Raw genomic sequence first — 16,765 nt, forward strand, 5'->3', positions numbered from 1 at the left:
TCGATTTGCACGACTGAGGCCGGTAAATTAAAGCATCTCTGCGGCTTCGCCAAACCACTGCGAGGCGGCCTGAGCAGCTTCCACATGACTGCAGTCAGCCTCACCGGCCCAGGCGACCACGCCATCGGGGCGCACGAGTAGCGCGCTCAAGCCCAGGCTATCCCTGGCTTCGCTTGCAATATACGTGATGCGGTCGCTCCAGCCGCTGGCAAGCGCTTGAAACGGTCTGCTGGCGTCAAAGTCCAGGAATAGCCCCCTCCCCTTGTTCAGCAGCGCACCAAGCTTGCTGCCGTCGGCCAGCTCGAAATCGGGAGCGCTGCGGCCCGTCAGAGGGTGGCTGCAGCCAAGATCGTAACGGACCGAAACACCCCACATGCGCTCAGCGAAGTATGTGGCGCCGTCGCCTGTGTCGATGAGATCGCGGATGATGGCTGCGAGCGCACGCGAATGCATGCTCGGCCGCATCAGCGCGACTTGGGCGCGTGACCAGTCCAGGACCTGGGCTGCCACCGGACGCCGTTCACTCGAATAGCTGTCAAGCAGAGCAAGCTGTGCGTCGCCACGGATGGTGGCGGCAAGCTTCCATCCAAGGTTCATCGCATCGCCAAGGCCGAGGTTGAGCCCCTGGCCGCCTAAAGGAGAATGGATGTGCGCGGCGTCGCCGGCGAGCAGCAGCCGTCCTTTGCGGTAAGTCGTGGCCTGGTAAGCGCGATCGGTCCAGGTGGTGGCAAGCCGGAGGGCCGTCAGGGTGACATCGCTCCCAGCGATACGGCGCAACACTGCCTGCACGTGCTCGAGTGTGATCGCTTGGCTTCGGTGGCAAGCGCCGCCATCGAACTCGACCATCGCGATAGTCCCGGGCCGTGACTGAAAATACATCCCCGTCGGCGTATAGTGGCGGCCCAGGCTGAGTTGATCCGGGTCAGCCATTTCCACTTGAACTGAATAGCCGGTGAATTCAGCATCGGTGCCGGCGAATTCAAAGCCGCCTGCCTTGCGCACGATGCTGCGGCCGCCATCGCAGCCGACCAGCCAGCGGCCATGAAAAGTTTCGCTGCCTGCGCGAATAATCACTTCTTCGTCCGCATGGTCGAAGCCTTCGACGCTGAGTCCGCGCCTGATTTCCACCCCGGCCGCGTTTGCGCGCGCGGCCAGGACGGCTTCGATGTGCTCCATATCGGCCGCCATGCTGGTGGCAGCCGGGCTTGGCAGGCGATATGGCCATTTCGAGGTATCGACCTTGTCCTGGTCGAAAGGGATGCCGGCGAAATGGCCGATTTGGCGGCGCGGCTGCGGCCCTCCCCGCCCGGCGCTTGAGGCGCTGTTGCTTCCCGCCTCATCTTGCAGACGTTGCGGCGCCGCCATGTCGTCCAGCAAACCGCGGCGATAAAAAGCTTCGATGGAAGGCGCCAATAATCCACGCATGCCGAACGGAAGCCGCTTTAATGGAGCGCGCGGGTCGACGTTTTTCTCCAGCACCAACACTGAGATGCCTGCGAGCCGGAGCTCACAGGCGAGAAATAAGCCGACAGGGCCTGCGCCGGCAATCACGACATCATAAATCATAGAAAATCCCTTAAGCGCCTTGGCGCCAAGATGTATTGTCAAACAAGGGGCACCGAAAATCGGTGGTAAACAATTCGCAAATGCAACGCAACTTGCCGCCATCGCGGCGGTGTCTTAGCTCATCGCCCCGACAGATAGCGTGGGAGGCATATGAGCGGCGTTCAGCATGCTGGCTCAGGAATGTGAGCCGATTGGGGGCAACCTCAATTGGTAAGTGTGAATTTTGCGCCGGTTTCAGCTGCTTCTTTGTGGCTTGCGAAACAGCAAAAGCGCATCGGGTTGACGAATCATGGATAGCCACTACGTCCCCGTGCGCATGATATTGAGCAAAAAGCCATAAAGTGTCAAGCTGACAGAATGCTTCAATGCCCCTGCGGACAAGGCGTAATGGATACAGCTTGCTCAGAATAAGCTCAAGCAGCTTGCTGCTGCGTGGTGCAATGAATCCCGCCGCCGCCTGCCGCGATCGGATCGATATTCAGTTGCACGATGGCGCGACCAGGAAACAGCTCCATATAACGGGTCTTGGCATTGGCGTCGGCTGCCGCGTCGCCAAACTCCGGCATGATCAGTGCGCCGTTGACAAGGTAGAAATTGATATAGCCGGAGGCAAAAGTCTTGTTCGCAAACTCTGGCCGAATCTGGCCAGGCCCCTCGATTGGGACGACTTGCAAGTGCTTGTTATTTGCGTCCGTAGCTGCCCGCAATATCTGGAGATGCCGCGTAGTCACTGCATGATCGTAGGAAGCGGGATCCGAATCAACACCGGCAACCACAACCCCGGGGCCGGCGAAACGCGCGTAGAAATCCGTATGTCCGTCTGTAATATCCTTGCCGGCAATTCCCGGCAGCCAAATTACCTTCCGGATACCCAACAGCGCGTTCAACTCGGCCTCGCAATCTGCTTTGCTCAGACCGGGATTGCGATTCGGATTCAGCACACAGCTTTCGGTGATGATGGCGGTGCCCTTCCCATCCACTTCGATGCCGCCGCCTTCCAGCACCAGCCTGGTCGACAGCATGCGTACTCCTGCCTGCTGCGTAACAAATCCCGCCACTTTGCCATCGTTGGCATAGACCTGCTTTTTACCCCAGCCGTTGAAGTTGAAATTGACGCCCGCTTTTTCGCCGTTCTGATTCTTGACAAATACCGGCCCGGTGTCGCGCATCCACAGGTCATCGATTGGCGCAATCAGCAGCTTGACTCGCGGGTCCAGCTTCTGCCTGGCGATCGCGAGATCGCGTTGATTGACCAGCATGTTGACCGGTTCGAATTGCACAATCGCGTTGGCGATGCGCGCCAGTGCATCTTGCAATGGCGCGATTTGCGTGGGCTCCCAAATGGCGTCGGATGCAACGAATGCCATCCAGGTCCCTTTGTGCTGTTCACCCTCATCAGGCATCGTCCAGCCGGATACAGGCAAGCCTTGCCCACCGTTGCCCGGGTTGCCATTGCCGGCCGGCCGGGTTGCGTCATTGACGCCAACCTGCTCGCTGGCCGACGCCGTGCTGCCGTTATCACCTCCGCCGCAAGCTGTCAGCAACCCTCCCAACATGAGCAAGCCGCCACCGGCACTACAATTTTGCAAAAAAACACGACGAGAACTCATGACTATTTTTCCTTTACAGATATATCTAAGACAATGAGGCCATTATGGGGCGTGTTAAACTTGAGGAATATTGATGTTTATTGGCTTAATTGATCAATTTTTCTCATATGTCAATGAATCGCATTCCATCGTTAAAACTTCTAGCAGGATTTGAAGCGGCAGTCAGGCTCGGCAATTTCTCGCGCGCCGCCGATGAACTATGCGTGTCGCAATCCGCGATCAGTCATCAGATACAACTGCTGGAAGAGCAAATTGGCCAGCCGCTGTTCCACCGAGTCGGGCGTGGCGTGGAATTGAATGTCGCTGGAGAAGTCTTGCTACAGAGCGTGCAACGCTCATTCGGGACCTTGCACAGTGGCCTGACGCGAATCGCAACTTATCTGGACCCAGGACTCGTGGTACTGGTTTGCCCGGCGCCATTGCTGCATGGCTGGCTGCAGCCTCAGATAGAGCTCTTGCAAGACCGGATTCCAGGGCTGTTTCCATTGTTCTCGACGGACGAAACTGCCCGTTTCATTGACGAAATCGATGTCGACATTACCATCGGCAATCGCCCGCTCCAGCAGCCGGGTTTAATGGAAGTCCCTTTTTTACAGGATGAATGGGTCGTTGTGGGCAACGCCGAACTGGCCGCTCAGCTAGCCGGCGTCCCGCTGGAGCAGCATCATCTGCATACCGGTCTGGTTTGTCTGGAGGAGAGCCTGACCGACGATGCGACTGCAGAGATTTTCCGCCATCAGCTGGCCGCGTTCCGAAAACAAGCGATCTACGATGACCTACGCCTGTTGCTGGACGCTGTGCTGCGCAAACGCGGCATTGCCTGCCTCCCATACTTGCTGGCGCACGACAACCTGGTTCGCGGACTAATCACCATCCTGCCCGGTTATCCGCGTCTTCCCGGCGCCACCTGGTGGTTATCGCGAGTCGCGGGCCAGCCCCGGTCGAACATGATCGTGGATATCGTTGATTACCTGCTCGCCAATTCAAACCGGGCTGAACTGCGATACGGACCTGCATGAGCAGGCCTCTCAATTCATAGTATTTCCAGGTATCCGTCTGTTCCGTTAACCCGGATTCTCTGTCCGTCTTTGATCAGCCTGGTAGCATTCTCCACGCCGACGACCGCCGGCAAACCATATTCACGAGCGATGACGGCGCCATGGGTCATCAGTCCGCCGACTTCCGTGACCAGGCCTTTTATGGATACAAACAACGGTGTCCAGCCCGGGTCGGTAAATGCGGTGACCAATATATCGCCCTCTTCCAGATCGGCATCTTCCATGTTCAGGATGACACGGGCGCGTCCCTCTACAATGCCGGAAGAAACAGGCAGTCCTGCAATTGCACCGGCCGGGATATTTTCCCGTTTATACACACCGGAAAGGATTTCACCGTCAGACGTGATGACACGTGGCGGCGTCAGCTTTTTATAGGATTGGTACTCGTCTTTTCGTTTACCGATGAGCTGGTAATCTACTTGGCTTGTGCCCACGGTTTCGCGCAACTCTTCAAAATTGAGATAGTACATATCCGCTGTTTCATGAATGACGCCGGCTTGCACCAGCCGCTCGGCTTCTTTCAGCAAAGCCTGCTTATAAACGAAGGAGCGATTGATCTTGCCGTATTTTGGATATTCACGATAACCGATAAAATTCCGGACCAGGTCGATCATGCGTTTTGTTTCTCTGGCCTTTTGTTCGCCATCCGGCAATTGCTTCAAGCGTTCTAACAAGCTTTGTTCCTCAGCCATTGCTTCCTGCAGACCCTGCTCGAATTTCCGCTTGCTGGCGCCAGGCTCGAAGTTTTTGATATTGTTAAGAATCATGGGAAGCAGCATTGTCGGCTTTTCGCTCCAGCGCGCTTCAGTGATATCGATTTCCCCGCTGCATCGCATGCCGTATTTGTCGAGATAAGCATGGATGGCGTCCCGGGTTTCCCGGCCGCCATCGAACTTGGGCAGCTTATCCAGAAAATCATCGCTGTTTGCGCGCTGCAAATATGCAATGACTTCCGGATAGGGGCGGACCACATCCGCCACATCCATCAGCGCCAGTCCCATTTCCGACGTGATGTTATTTGCAACAGATTGAGAAAGCGTATCTGCTGCGTTCTGCTCGCCCAGCCACGCCTGCATTTTCTCGTTGATCCATGAAGAGGCCCCCATGGCGGCCATGATCACGGCCAGACTGCGCGGGTCAAATAAAAACCCCTTCAATTGCTGCATGTCTTCACGAATGAAATCAAATACAGCTGTTCCTGATTTCGTCTGGATATTCTTTTTCAATTCTCTTATCGATGCCTGATTATTCTCAATTAATTCGGCAACGATTTTCGGATCGTATTCACCGTCTGTTTTCCCCTCCAAAGACCAGGCCGGCTGATTGTTCTCGCCACGGCCCGATGCTTTACTTTCCTCCGCCGGCGATTTTATAAAATCGCCTCGCTCTACGATGGTCGTCAGCGCATCTTTGATGAGCGGATCAGATTTTCCCAAGGTATCTATTATTTTTTTCCTGGTGACTGGCGACGCCAGCGGATGCGAGACGTCGACAAACAACCTTCCGCCAGCAGTACGCATGGGAGCGGGAGTCGCCAACAGGAAGAAAGCCAGCCCCAATGGTTTCATGGGACTGGTCATCATTTGCTGATGGCCGACAGATACATAGACGCGGTTTTCCTGGTCATTCGCCTCGGGGATCGGGTACAAAGTTGTAACTGGCCGACTCTGGACAATATGAAATTCACCGTCAGCCAGGCACCATTCGATGTCCTGGGGCGAGCCGAAATGCGCTTCGATCTTTCTGCCCAGCTGTTCAAGCTGCAGGATCTGCTCATCCGTCAGCGCTTGCCGGTTCTGGCGCTCAGGTTCAATCTCCTGTTGCGTCGTGCCGCCGTCTTGCAAGGCGTGGATCGCCAGTTTTTTGGCGGATATCCTCTTATCAACGATCTTGCCGTTACACACTTTATAAAGGTCAGCATTCACCAGGCCGGAGACCATGGCTTCGCCAAGACCGAAGCTGGCGTCAATGGACAGCACTTTCCTGTTGGACGTGACGGGATCGGCCGTAAACAAGATACCGGCCGCCTGTGGGAACACCATCTTCTGCACCACCACGGACATGGAGACTTTACGGTGATCGACGCCGTTCTGAAGGCGGTAAACTACTGCCCGGTCGGTAAAGAGCGATGCCCAGCACCTGCTGACATGCTTCAGGATGGCCTCTTTCCCGATGATGTTCAAATAGCTATCCTGCTGGCCTGCAAAGGACGCCGTCGGCAGGTCTTCCGCGGTAGCGCTGGAGCGCACGGCAAAGGCATGCTTGTCACCAAGCTTGGTCAGGCAAGCAGCAATCTCGTCTGCTACATCCTTGGAAATAGCGATGTTTTCTATGACCGCGCGGATTTTTACGCTGATGTCGCTGATCTTCTTTCGCTCTTCGGCCTTAACGCACGTTAATTCATCCAGCAAGCCGTGAAGCTCTTGATTATTTTCGGTGAGTTCTCTATACAATTCGGTGGTAACGCAAAAACCCTCCGGCACCTGTATCTCTTTGATCCTGGACAGTTCGCCTAGATTAGCGCCCTTGCCTCCTGCAACCATCACCATGGTTCTATCGATCTCGTGAAAACAGAGTGCATATGTATTCATATTTTTCTTTCCTTTGGTCGACACAGAAACATAGCCTTTCGCCTCCCTTTAAAAATCGTGGGCTTGAGAATGTCTGTGCTACAGCTAGCGGTTCAATTCAGGTGGATATGCGATTTGAGTGCTGGAACATATGGCCTTGCCAGGCCTTTAAACTGGACTTTAGCCGGGATCCGCGGGCGAGATATCCATTTTCGACAAGGCATCCAGACTCGGCACAAAGTAGATCGCAGAGGACAGCGCGGTAGAGAAATCCAGCAACCTGTCTGTTTTCGCGACGCCATCGGGGCCTACGCCGTACATCTGTTTAAGCATCCCCATGGTGACTGTGATATCGTTGCAAAAGCCGACAAACATGATCCCCGCTTCTTTCGCGCTGCCGTAATTGGCGTTCCTGCGAACGATATCTATCTCTTCGCCGTTCCTTCTGAACTGATTCCTGCCGACGTGGGAATCGTCGGGCAAAGGCGCTAGCTCGTGGCTCCCGGCTTTGGTTCTGCCCCAGACGTTTTCTGCCTCGTGCACAGGCAAGCTCCTTAATTTTTCAACCTCCATTTTCCATTTCTGGATCAACACTGTCGATCCCCCCGCACCTTTTTCCCCATCGGGAATGATAGCCACACTGTTGGCGCGAAACGGATTGGGATTGGCGACACCGTCAGCAAAGCCGTCGAAGGTCACATTGTTGTGATACGGGAAGCAGATCTGTTCGCTCACAAGATCGGCAAAAGGACTCAGCAACGACACCGCTTTGCTCATGCTGTCATATAGTGTTGCCGCGTTTGATTGTGTGATCCAGACCCAAAGGTCCTGTTGGCTAGCAGGAGCGATTTTGCCGTTGGCGCTTGCGACATCCTGGTCGAAAGAATAAAGATTGTCCGGTACATCCGCGGGATAAACCTGCCGCCACAACTCGGGCTTGAAGCCCAGCACAATATTTGCACTGCCCCCGGTCAATTGGTGATGCTGATTGAGAGTCGGGTCAGCAATGCCGGTTATTTCCGATTCCCAGAGCTTCCCCAGCGTCTTGAAGAGACGCCCGATATCGATGCTCTTCTTCAGCGCAAACTGCAAATGCACTTCGTCGCGCGCCACTACCGAAAGCATTGTCTGTGGGATTGCCATATTGATTGATCCTGTCTGTATTCTCCATGATGATCTTAAACCAAATCCCCCGATCGGCTGCAACTGTAATATCCGGGGCATGCCACCCGGCTAATCGTGGCGCTTAACAGGCCTGACTCGCAGGACCACGCAACACGACGCAGGCGGCCCAAGATTTTCCCGCGGAGGCGTACGCGCACTCCATTTTTCTGATCGGGTAATAGTGCTGCTTCTGCCAGGCATTAAATCAAGTTGACAACAGGCGCCATCAACCATCCACAACAACTGTCTTGCTGTTAGAATTTGTATAAATAACTTTGCTATATATGCGAAATTCTTATGAAGATAGATGATATAGATGCATTCGTCGCCGTAGTGCGCTGTCAATCCATCAGCCTGGCGGCGGAATCGCTGCAACTTACCCAGCCGGCGATCACGCGGCGCATCCAGAGTTTCGAGGAAGCGCTCGGCATCGACTTGCTGGATCGCAGCACCAAGCCGCCGCGCCCGAACGCCATGGGCAAACTGGTATACGAACAATGCCGCGCGGTGCTGCGTGAAGTCGAATCGCTGCGCGATCTGGCTACCCACGATGAACTGCCAAGCGGCGTGTTCCGGCTTGGCGTGATCCAGTCGATCGGCGATATCGCGCTGCTGGACGCGCTCAGGCAAATCAAAGATAGTTTTCCCGAACTGAGCACGCAGGTGTCGACCGGCTGGGGCGCGCAACTGGTCGACAAGGTCAGCAATGGCGAACTGGATGCGGCGACCGCCCTGTTTCCCGCCACCAAGGTGCTGCCGGACGGCGTCAGCGGCAAAACCTTGGGACGGATCGAACTGGCAGTGGTCGCGCGCAAGGGCGACATGAGCCGGCGCAGCTATAAACTGGCCGATTGCCACAGTCGTGGCTGGATCTTGAATCCCGATGGCTGCGGCTTCCGCGCTGGCTTGCACCGGGCATTGATGGGCCAGGGCCTGTCATTCAAGATCAATCTGGAAACCTTCGGTGCAGATCTGCAGCTCGGCCTTGTGGCCAACGGCCTGGGTCTGGGCCTGATGCCGTTGCCGCAACTGGCGCGCAGCCGTTATCGCGAGCAGCTGGATGTGGTCAATGTCACTGACTTCAAGCCACTGCTAGACATCTGGCTGATCCAGCAAACGCGGCTGGCGAGCGGCCAGCAACAGGCGGTAGATCTGTTTGGGCGTGCCGTGGCGCAGACTTTTGAGGGCGCCACTGATCAGGCGGCTTCCCGGCTCAGGGCCTGAGCCAAGAGGGATGGCGCGATCATTATTCTCAAAATTCATATTTTCTTATAATAAATAATTCGTTTTATCATAATATCGCACGACTTATGATCCGCTTTACGGTCGCACTGCACTGCATGCCCAAGGTCTGCAGCCAAGGGTTTCGACGGCCGGAGGCAATTGTTTTACGGATCATCAAGCACGATGTCGATAGCCACCGCTTCTCCTTCTGACACGCCCGCACTCCAGGCGCCCGCCGCCAGCGGCCAGCGGCTGTTCCGCCAGGTACTGCGGCGCCGCCTGCGGGCATTTCTCTCGCGCGCGGCCAGCCCGGCAGCGATTTTGCTGCTGTGGGAAATCGCCTCGCGTCTCGGCTTTATTCCAGAACGCATCCTGGCCGCGCCGTCGCAGATCGGCGCTACCTTCGGCGCGCTGGTGGCGTCCGGCGAAATGGGCAGCAATATCCTGGTGTCGCTGGGCCGGGTGCTGACCGGCCTGTCGATTTCGCTCTCGCTGGGCACCGCGCTGGCGCTGATTTCAGGCTTATCCCGCCGTGGCGAAGTGATCGTCGACTCACCGATGCAGATGGTGCGCACGCTGCCCTTTGTCGGCCTGGTGCCGCTGTTCATCCTGTGGTTCGGCATCGGCGAATTCACCAAGGTAACGCTGATCGCCTTCGCCACCACCTTCCCCATGTACCTGACCTTGTACAGCGGCATCCGCAGCATCGACGCCAAGCTGATCGAAGCCGGGCGCCTGTTCGGCCTCGGTCATTTTGGCCTGATCTGGCATGTGATCCTGCCGGGCGCGCTGCCGTCCTTCCTGCTCGGCCTGCGCTATGCGCTCGGCATCAGCTGGCTGTCGCTGGTGATCGTGGAGCAGATTAACGCCACTGCCGGCCTCGGCTACCTGATCAACAACGCCCGCGATTTCATGCGCACCGACATCATCGTGGTCTGCCTGCTGGCCTACAGCCTGCTGGGGCTGTTCACCGACCTGCTGGTACGCAGCATCGAACATTTTGCGCTCGCCTGGCGCCCTTCTTTCATCAAGGACTGAGCATGCTGACCGCCAAACTTTCAGTGAACGACACTGGCCGGCTGCGAGATGAAACCGTTGAACCGGAAATCGTCCGCCCCGCCGGCAACACCAATAATGCAGTGCGCGCCCGCCAGCTGAGCAAACGCTTCGGCCAGAACACGATCCTGGACCGGCTCGACCTCGATATCCGCCCCGGCGAATTTATCGCCCTGCTCGGCCGCAGCGGCTCCGGCAAGACCACCCTGCTGCGGGCGCTGGCCGGCCTGGATCAGATCAGCTCCGGCGACCTGCAAGTGCCGCAGGCACGCGCGGCAGTCTTCCAGGAACCGCGCCTGATGCCGTGGAAACGCGCCTGGCGCAATGTCGTCATGGGCTTGCATATGCCGCAGGCGCGGGAACGGGCACGCCAGGCCTTGGCCGAAGTCGGCCTGGCGCACCGGGAAAATGCCTGGCCCGGCACCCTGTCCGGCGGCGAAGCGCAACGGGTGGCGCTGGCGCGGGCGCTGGTGCGTGAACCGCAGCTGCTGTTGCTGGATGAGCCGTTCGCTGCGCTGGATGCGCTGACCCGGATCCGCATGCATCAGCTGATCCTGTCGCTATGGCGGGTACATCAGCCGGCGGTGCTGCTGGTGACGCACGACGTCGACGAGGCGGTGCTGCTGGCAGATCGTGTGCTGGTGCTGGACGGCGGCCGCATCGTGGCCGACCTGCGCATCGACCAGCAGCGTCCGCGCAGCGCTGAAAACCACGCTTTCCAGAAAGTGCGGACACAGTTGCTGCAATTGCTGGGAGTCGAACTTGATGCCGACGCCGCCGCGCCCAAGCCTGTGCTGCACCTGGTTCCGCCGTCGCCGGCAGCGCCTTTCAACCTGAGCAATTATTCCATCTGAGCCCATGACAGCCAACAACCTGACCCCGTTGCCGCCGCCCGCCGTGTCCACCCTCGATACGCCCGAATTCGCGCAGTTGCTGGCCACGCTGAGCGCCGAGTTTGCCGCCAGCGCCGCCCAGCACGACCGCGACGGCAGTTTCCCGCACCCTAATTTCGAACGCTTGCATGAGCATGGCTTGCTGGCGCTGACCGTGCCGCGCGTCTTCGGCGGACTGGCCGCCAGCCTGGCGCAAACGCGCAAGGTGATTGCCGCGGTAGCCTATGGCGACCCGTCCACCGCGCTGGTGCTGACCATGCAATACCTGCAGCACACCGCAACCCCGCGCACCACGCGCTGGCCGCCGCACCTGTACCGCCAGGTAGCGGCCGATGCAGTGCGCGACGGCGCCCTGATCAATGCGCTGCGGGTCGAGCCGGAACTCGGCACGCCGGCGCGCGGCGGCTTGCCGGCGACAGTAGCGCGGCGCGTGCCGGAAGGCTGGCGCATCAGCGGCCGCAAGCTGTACTCCACCGGCATCCCGCGCCTGACCTGGCTCACTGTCTGGGCCCGCAGCGACGATCCTGAACCGCTGGTGGGCGCCTGGCTGGTGCATCGCGACACCCCTGGCATTTCGGTGATCGAAAGCTGGGACCACCTGGGCATGCGCGCCACCGGCAGCCACGAAGTGGTGTTCGACAATGTGCTGGTGCCGGCAGAACATGCGGTCGATGTGGCGCCGGCTTCCACGCCTCCAGAGCTGGATCCGTCCCTGCTGCTGTGGATGTCCGTGCTGCTAGGGGCGATCTACGACGGCGTCGCCCGCGCCGCCCGCGACTGGCTGGTCGAGTGGCTGCAAACGCGGGCGCCGGCCAACCTCGGCGCCTCGCTGGCAACCTTGCCGCGCTTCCAGGAAGTGGTCGGCCAGCTTGACGCCTGGCTGTTCTCCAACCGCATCCTGCTGGATGCCGCGATCGCCGGCCAGGCCGGCGCCGGCGACGCTAGCCGCATCAAATACCTGGTCACCACCCAGGCCATCGCAGTGGTTGAAAAAGCCATCGAGATCAGCGGCAATCCCGGACTGTCGCGCAGCAACGCGCTGGAGCGGCATTACCGCAATGTGCTGTGCAGCCGCATCCATACGCCACAAAACGACACCATCCTGGTGGCCGGCGGCCGCGCGGCATTTGCAGCTCAAGCACAAGCTCAAGTCCAACCGCAACCGCAAGCACAGACCAGCGCGGTACGCGCCGCCTGAACCCTCACCTACTTCACAAGGATCTGACATGAGCATCGAATTCATCGGCATCTCCGCCACCCAGGAAATCTCCGAAACGCTGTTGCCGCACGGTCCCGCGATCGACAAAAGTTATGTCGGCGCGATCGCCCGCGCCCACGAATACGCCGGCTTCGACCGCGTGCTGGTGGCGCACAGCAGCAGCTCGGTCGACGGTTTCCAGGTCGCCGCCTACATCGCCCACCAGACCGAACGGCTGGGCATCCTGCTGGCGCACCGGCCCGGTTTCGTAGCGCCGACCCTGGCTGCGCGCCAGCTGGCCACGCTGGACCAGTTCAGCGACGGCCGCCTGGCGGTGCACATCATCAGCGGCGGCGACGATACCGAACAGCAGCGCGACGGCGATTTCCTGAGCCATGACGAGCGCTACCAGCGCACCGACGAATACCTGGAAGTAGTCCGCAAAACCTGGACGTCCAGCGGCCCATTCGACCACGAAGGCAGGCACTACCGGGTCAAGGGCCAGAATGCAGTGGTGCGTTCGTCGCAAAAGCCGCACCTGCCGATCTATTTCGGCGGCTCCTCGGATATCGCCATCGAAGTCGCAGGCAAGCACGCCGACGTCTACGCGCTGTGGGGTGAATCGCTGGCACAAGTGAAGGAAACCGTAGACAAGGTACGCGCCGCCGCCGGCCGCCATGGCCGCGCCGACAAGATTCGCTTCAGCCTGTCGCTGCGTCCGGTCCTCGGCGCCACCGAAGAACTAGCCTGGGCACGCGCCGACAGCATCCTGGAGCAGGCCACCGCCAACGTCAGCAATAACGTGTTTTTCGCCAGCCGTTCACAGCAGCCGAAAAACGTCGGTTCGCAACGGCTGCTGGCCGCTGCTGCACAAGGCAAGGTGGTCGACAAGCGCTTGTGGACCGGCATCACCGCCCTGACCAAGGCCGCCGGCAACTCGACCGCGCTGGTCGGCACGCCACAGCAGGTGACGGAATCGCTGCTCGATTACTACGACCTCGGCATCACCACTTTCCTGATCCGCGGTTTCGATCCGGTCGCCGATGCCCTGCAATACGGCCGTGAACTGCTGCCGCTGGTGCGCGCTGCGGTGGCGGAACGCGAAGCAGCTGGCCATGCAGCGGCCCAGCAAGCGGCCTGAGCGGAGTATCCCATGAGCGAAATCGTCGTCGCCAGCCAGTTCGATCCCGCCGTCAACCTGCGACTCGCGCAGCAGGCCAGCGTGCGCGTCGTCGACTTGCCGCCCGGTCCGCTGGCTGCCTTGCCGAGCGACGCCAGCGTGCTGTTTGCCCTGCCATTCAGCAAATCGGGCAACGCTGCCGCCACCCAGGACGCGCCAGTACCGCAAGGCTGGCCGTTCAAGCTGGACTGGGTGCAGCTAGCATCCGTCGGGATTGATTACTATCCGTCGTGGCTGTTCCAGGGGCCGGTCGTCACCTCGGCACGCGGCACCGCATCCGACGCCATCGCCGAATACGTACTGGCCGCGATCTTCAGCGCCGCCAAGCGCATTCCCGATATCTGGCTGGAAGACGCCTCTCAATGGAAACGGCAATCGCTGTCGCTGGTGCAAGGCAGCGTGCTGGGCTTGTACGGTTTCGGCTCGATCGGCCGCACGCTGGCGCAACGGGGCCAGGCGCTGGGTCTGCGAGTGCTGGCCGTGCGCCGCTCTGACGCGCCGTTCGAGATCGAGGGCGTCGAAGGCATGGCCAACCTGGCCGAACTGGCGGCCCGTTCCGACCACCTGGTGCTGGCCGCTCCCGCCACCACGGCCACCCGCCATGCGATCAACCATGCGGTGCTGGCGCAAGCCAAGCCCGGCCTGCATCTGATTAACATTGCCCGCGGCAGCCTGATCGATGACCAGGCTTTGCTGGCAGCGCTGGGCAGCGGCCGCGTCGGCCTGGCGACGCTGGACGTGACCGAACCGGAGCCGCTGCCGGCCGGACACCGCTTTTACAGCCATCCGCAAATACGGCTGTCGCCGCATATATCGCCCAGCACCGACCATATCGTACAGGCACTGCTCGACAAGTTCCTTGGTAACCTGCAACGCTTCCGCGGCGGGCTGCCTTTGACCGATGTGGTCGACCTGGCGCGCGGCTACTGAACCACTCTGACCAACAGGAACAAACCATGAGTACTTCTCCCCTTCATAGCGCGCCGCTATCCAAGCCGCATCTGCGCGTCGTCGGCAATTTGCACCCGCGGCCGGCGATCTACTCCGCGCCGCGCGATGCCGACGGCAACATCATCTTTGCTGAACCGCCGCCACCGCCGACGCTGGAAGCCGCGCGCCTGCATCGCAAGCAGCGGCTGGCGGCATCGTTCCGGCTGTTTGCCCGTTATGGTTACGACATGGGCGGCGCCGGCCACATCACCGCGCGCGACCCTGAGCATCCTGACCAGTTCTGGGTCAATCCGGCCGGCGTCTACTTTGGCCATATCCGCGTCTCGGATCTGCTGCTGGTCAGCCACGACGGCAAGATCCTGCACGGCGATGGCTTGCTGAACCGCGCCGCCTTTGCCATCCACTCCGAGCTGCACAAGGCGCGACCGGATGTGATCGCCGCAGCCCATTCGCACGGTTTGTGGGGCAAGGCTTTCTCAGCCCAAGGCCGCCTGCTCGATCCCTTGACCCAGGATTCCTGCGCGTTCTATGACGACCACGTGATTTTTTCCGAATACAGCGGCGTCGTGCTGGACTCCAGCGAGGGTGAACGCATCGCCCGGAAACTGGGGCCGCACAAGGCGGCGATCCTGCAAAACCATGGTTTGCTGACGGTCGGCGCTTCGGTCGAATCCGCGGTGTGGCGCTATATCGCGATGGAGAACGCAGCCCAGGCGCAATTGATCTCAGAGGCGGCAGGCCCGACCAAGCCACTATCGCAGGCCGTAGCGCAGCATACCGCTTCGCAGATCGGCAGCGACGCCGGCGGCTGGTTCAGTTTCCAGCCGCTATGGGACGTAGTGACGCGCGAAGAACCGGACCTGTTCGATTAAACCAAGGATGACCATGACGCACCACTATCCGGCGGCCCTGAACCGCCGCCGTTTTCTGCAAGCCGGCGCCAGCCTGGGACTGGGTCTCAGCGTCGGCGCAGGCCATCTGCTGGCAGCACCGCTGCCGTCCGAAACCTTGCTGCGCGTGGCTTCCTACAAGGGCGACGCCACGTCTTTCTACAAAGACGTCGGCGCTGCCGACTTCCCCTATCGGGTCAACTATGCCGAATTCGCTGGCGGCAACCTGATTGTCGAAGCCATCTCGGGCGGCTCCATCGATCTCGGCGCCATGAGTGAAATCCCGCCGATCTTTTCAGTGCAAAGCGGCGCACCGCTGAAGCTGATCGCGGTATTGCGCGGCGACGTCAACAACCAGGTACTGCTGGTGCCGCCACAGTCCGCCGTGCGCGACGTCGCCGAACTCAAGGGCCTGCGCGTCGGCTACGTGCGCTCGACCACTTCGCATTACCTGCTGCTGCGCTTCCTCAAGGAGAAGGGCCTGAGCTTTGCCGACATCAAGCCGGTCAGCCTGTCGCCGCAGGATGGCTTGGCGGCGTTTCAGAGCGGCCAGCTGGATGCCTGGGTCATCTACGGTCCGCTGATCCAGCTGGCGCGCAAGCAAGGCGCGCGCATCATCAAGACCGGCCTCGGCTACCTGTCCGGCAATTACCTGCTGGCGGCGCATACCAAGGCTATCGCTGATCCAGCCAAGCACGCCGCCATCGGCGACTATCTGCTGCGCGAGCGCAAGGTCTACGAATGGATCAACCGCAACCCTGATGCCTACGCTACCAGGCTGGCGCAGATCACTGGCCTGCCGAAATGGCTGTTCGACGAACAGCGCAAGCTGCAAAGCCAGCCGACGGCGCTGGTCGCCATCGACGACGCCGCGATCCGCTCGCAGCAGCAGGTGGCGGACGTCTTCACCGACAACAAGGTGCTGGACCGCCGCATCGACGTCAGCGGCCTGTGGGACCGCAGCTTCAACAGCGTGCTGGCCTAAACCGGCGCAATGCCCGCCGGCTTTTCAATATATAGAGAGAGACAACAATGAAAAAAAACGCCATCCTTCCGGGCCTTGCACTCAGCGGCCTGTTGCTCGCAGCCGGCAGCGCCGGCGCCCAGGAAATCAAACGCATTCCCCTACCGAACTCCGATTTCCCCATCCTGCAGGCGGTAGTGGTGCCGCCGAACGCCAGCACCATCTATCTTAGCGGTATCCTGCCGGAGGTCAGCAACAAGGATGCGCCAAAGGGATCGTTCGAAGCCTTTGGCGATACGGAAACGCAAACCGTCTCGGTATTTCGCCGCATCGAAACCGCCCTCGCCAGCCAGGGCCTGTCCTTGGGCGACATCATCCAGCTGAAAGTGTTTCTGGTGGGTGATCCACGCAAGGACGGCAAGCTGGATTTCGCCGGTTTCC

The 16,765-nt window shown here is 59.7% G+C and carries 14 protein-coding genes; 10 read left to right on the forward strand and 4 right to left on the reverse strand.

The window, feature by feature from the left end; all coding sequences use genetic code 11:
* Nucleotides 1–27: 27 nt before the first annotated feature.
* Nucleotides 28–1,566: an FAD-dependent monooxygenase gene (locus tag VNZ65_RS00290; protein ID WP_325664919.1), complete on the reverse strand. Its 1,539-nt coding sequence runs from the start codon at nucleotides 1,564–1,566 to the stop codon at nucleotides 28–30.
* 413 nt (nucleotides 1,567–1,979) lie between these two features.
* Nucleotides 1,980–2,969, reverse strand: a complete 990-nt coding sequence (locus tag VNZ65_RS00295) for an agmatine deiminase family protein (RefSeq protein ID WP_325664945.1) — start codon at nucleotides 2,967–2,969, stop codon at nucleotides 1,980–1,982.
* 320 nt (nucleotides 2,970–3,289) lie between these two features.
* Between VNZ65_RS00295 and VNZ65_RS00300 the strand changes: the two genes are divergently transcribed.
* Nucleotides 3,290–4,195: a LysR family transcriptional regulator gene (locus tag VNZ65_RS00300; protein WP_325664921.1), complete on the forward strand. Its 906-nt coding sequence runs from the start codon at nucleotides 3,290–3,292 to the stop codon at nucleotides 4,193–4,195.
* Between the two features lie 14 nt (nucleotides 4,196–4,209).
* On the opposite strand, the gene ppsA is transcribed toward VNZ65_RS00300, so the two are convergent.
* Entirely contained in the window at nucleotides 4,210–6,825 is a 2,616-nt protein-coding gene (gene ppsA / locus VNZ65_RS00305) for a phosphoenolpyruvate synthase (RefSeq protein WP_325664923.1), read from the reverse strand.
* Nucleotides 6,826–6,984: 159 nt separating this feature from the next.
* The gene (locus VNZ65_RS00310; protein ID WP_325664925.1) at nucleotides 6,985–7,947 is read right to left on the reverse strand and encodes a Dyp-type peroxidase; all 963 of its coding nucleotides are present in this window, start codon (nucleotides 7,945–7,947) and stop codon (nucleotides 6,985–6,987) included.
* A 318-nt stretch (nucleotides 7,948–8,265) separates the two neighbouring features.
* On the opposite strand from VNZ65_RS00310, the gene VNZ65_RS00315 reads away from it, so the two are divergent.
* The 9 genes from VNZ65_RS00315 to VNZ65_RS00355 form a co-directional block, all read left to right on the forward strand.
* Nucleotides 8,266–9,192, forward strand: coding sequence for a LysR family transcriptional regulator (locus VNZ65_RS00315; protein ID WP_325664927.1), 927 nt, complete (start codon nucleotides 8,266–8,268; stop codon nucleotides 9,190–9,192).
* Nucleotides 9,193–9,375: 183 nt separating this feature from the next.
* The gene (locus VNZ65_RS00320; protein ID WP_325664929.1) at nucleotides 9,376–10,230 is read left to right on the forward strand and encodes an ABC transporter permease; all 855 of its coding nucleotides are present in this window, start codon (nucleotides 9,376–9,378) and stop codon (nucleotides 10,228–10,230) included.
* Between the two features lie 2 nt (nucleotides 10,231–10,232).
* Nucleotides 10,233–11,102, forward strand: a complete 870-nt coding sequence (locus tag VNZ65_RS00325; protein ID WP_325664931.1) for an ABC transporter ATP-binding protein — start codon at nucleotides 10,233–10,235, stop codon at nucleotides 11,100–11,102.
* A 4-nt stretch (nucleotides 11,103–11,106) separates the two neighbouring features.
* Complete coding sequence (locus VNZ65_RS00330; protein WP_325664933.1) at nucleotides 11,107–12,339, forward strand: acyl-CoA dehydrogenase family protein; 1,233 nt, start codon at nucleotides 11,107–11,109, stop codon at nucleotides 12,337–12,339.
* A gap of 28 nt (nucleotides 12,340–12,367) precedes the next feature.
* The gene (locus tag VNZ65_RS00335) at nucleotides 12,368–13,480 is read left to right on the forward strand and encodes an LLM class flavin-dependent oxidoreductase (protein ID WP_325664935.1); all 1,113 of its coding nucleotides are present in this window, start codon (nucleotides 12,368–12,370) and stop codon (nucleotides 13,478–13,480) included.
* Between the two features lie 12 nt (nucleotides 13,481–13,492).
* Nucleotides 13,493–14,449 carry a D-isomer specific 2-hydroxyacid dehydrogenase family protein gene (locus VNZ65_RS00340; protein ID WP_325664937.1) on the forward strand — a complete coding sequence of 319 codons (957 nt, stop codon included), beginning with the start codon at nucleotides 13,493–13,495 and terminating at the stop codon, nucleotides 14,447–14,449.
* A 26-nt stretch (nucleotides 14,450–14,475) separates the two neighbouring features.
* The gene (locus tag VNZ65_RS00345) at nucleotides 14,476–15,342 is read left to right on the forward strand and encodes a class II aldolase/adducin family protein (protein WP_325664939.1); all 867 of its coding nucleotides are present in this window, start codon (nucleotides 14,476–14,478) and stop codon (nucleotides 15,340–15,342) included.
* Nucleotides 15,343–15,355: 13 nt separating this feature from the next.
* Complete coding sequence (locus tag VNZ65_RS00350) at nucleotides 15,356–16,345, forward strand: ABC transporter substrate-binding protein (RefSeq protein WP_325664941.1); 990 nt, start codon at nucleotides 15,356–15,358, stop codon at nucleotides 16,343–16,345.
* Nucleotides 16,346–16,392: 47 nt separating this feature from the next.
* On the forward strand, nucleotides 16,393–16,765 hold a 373-nt coding region (locus VNZ65_RS00355; RefSeq protein ID WP_325664943.1), incomplete at its 3' end, for a Rid family hydrolase.

Origin of the sequence: Collimonas sp., assembly GCF_035566555.1 — a bacterium.
Lineage (GTDB): Bacteria > Pseudomonadota > Gammaproteobacteria > Burkholderiales > Burkholderiaceae_D > Collimonas.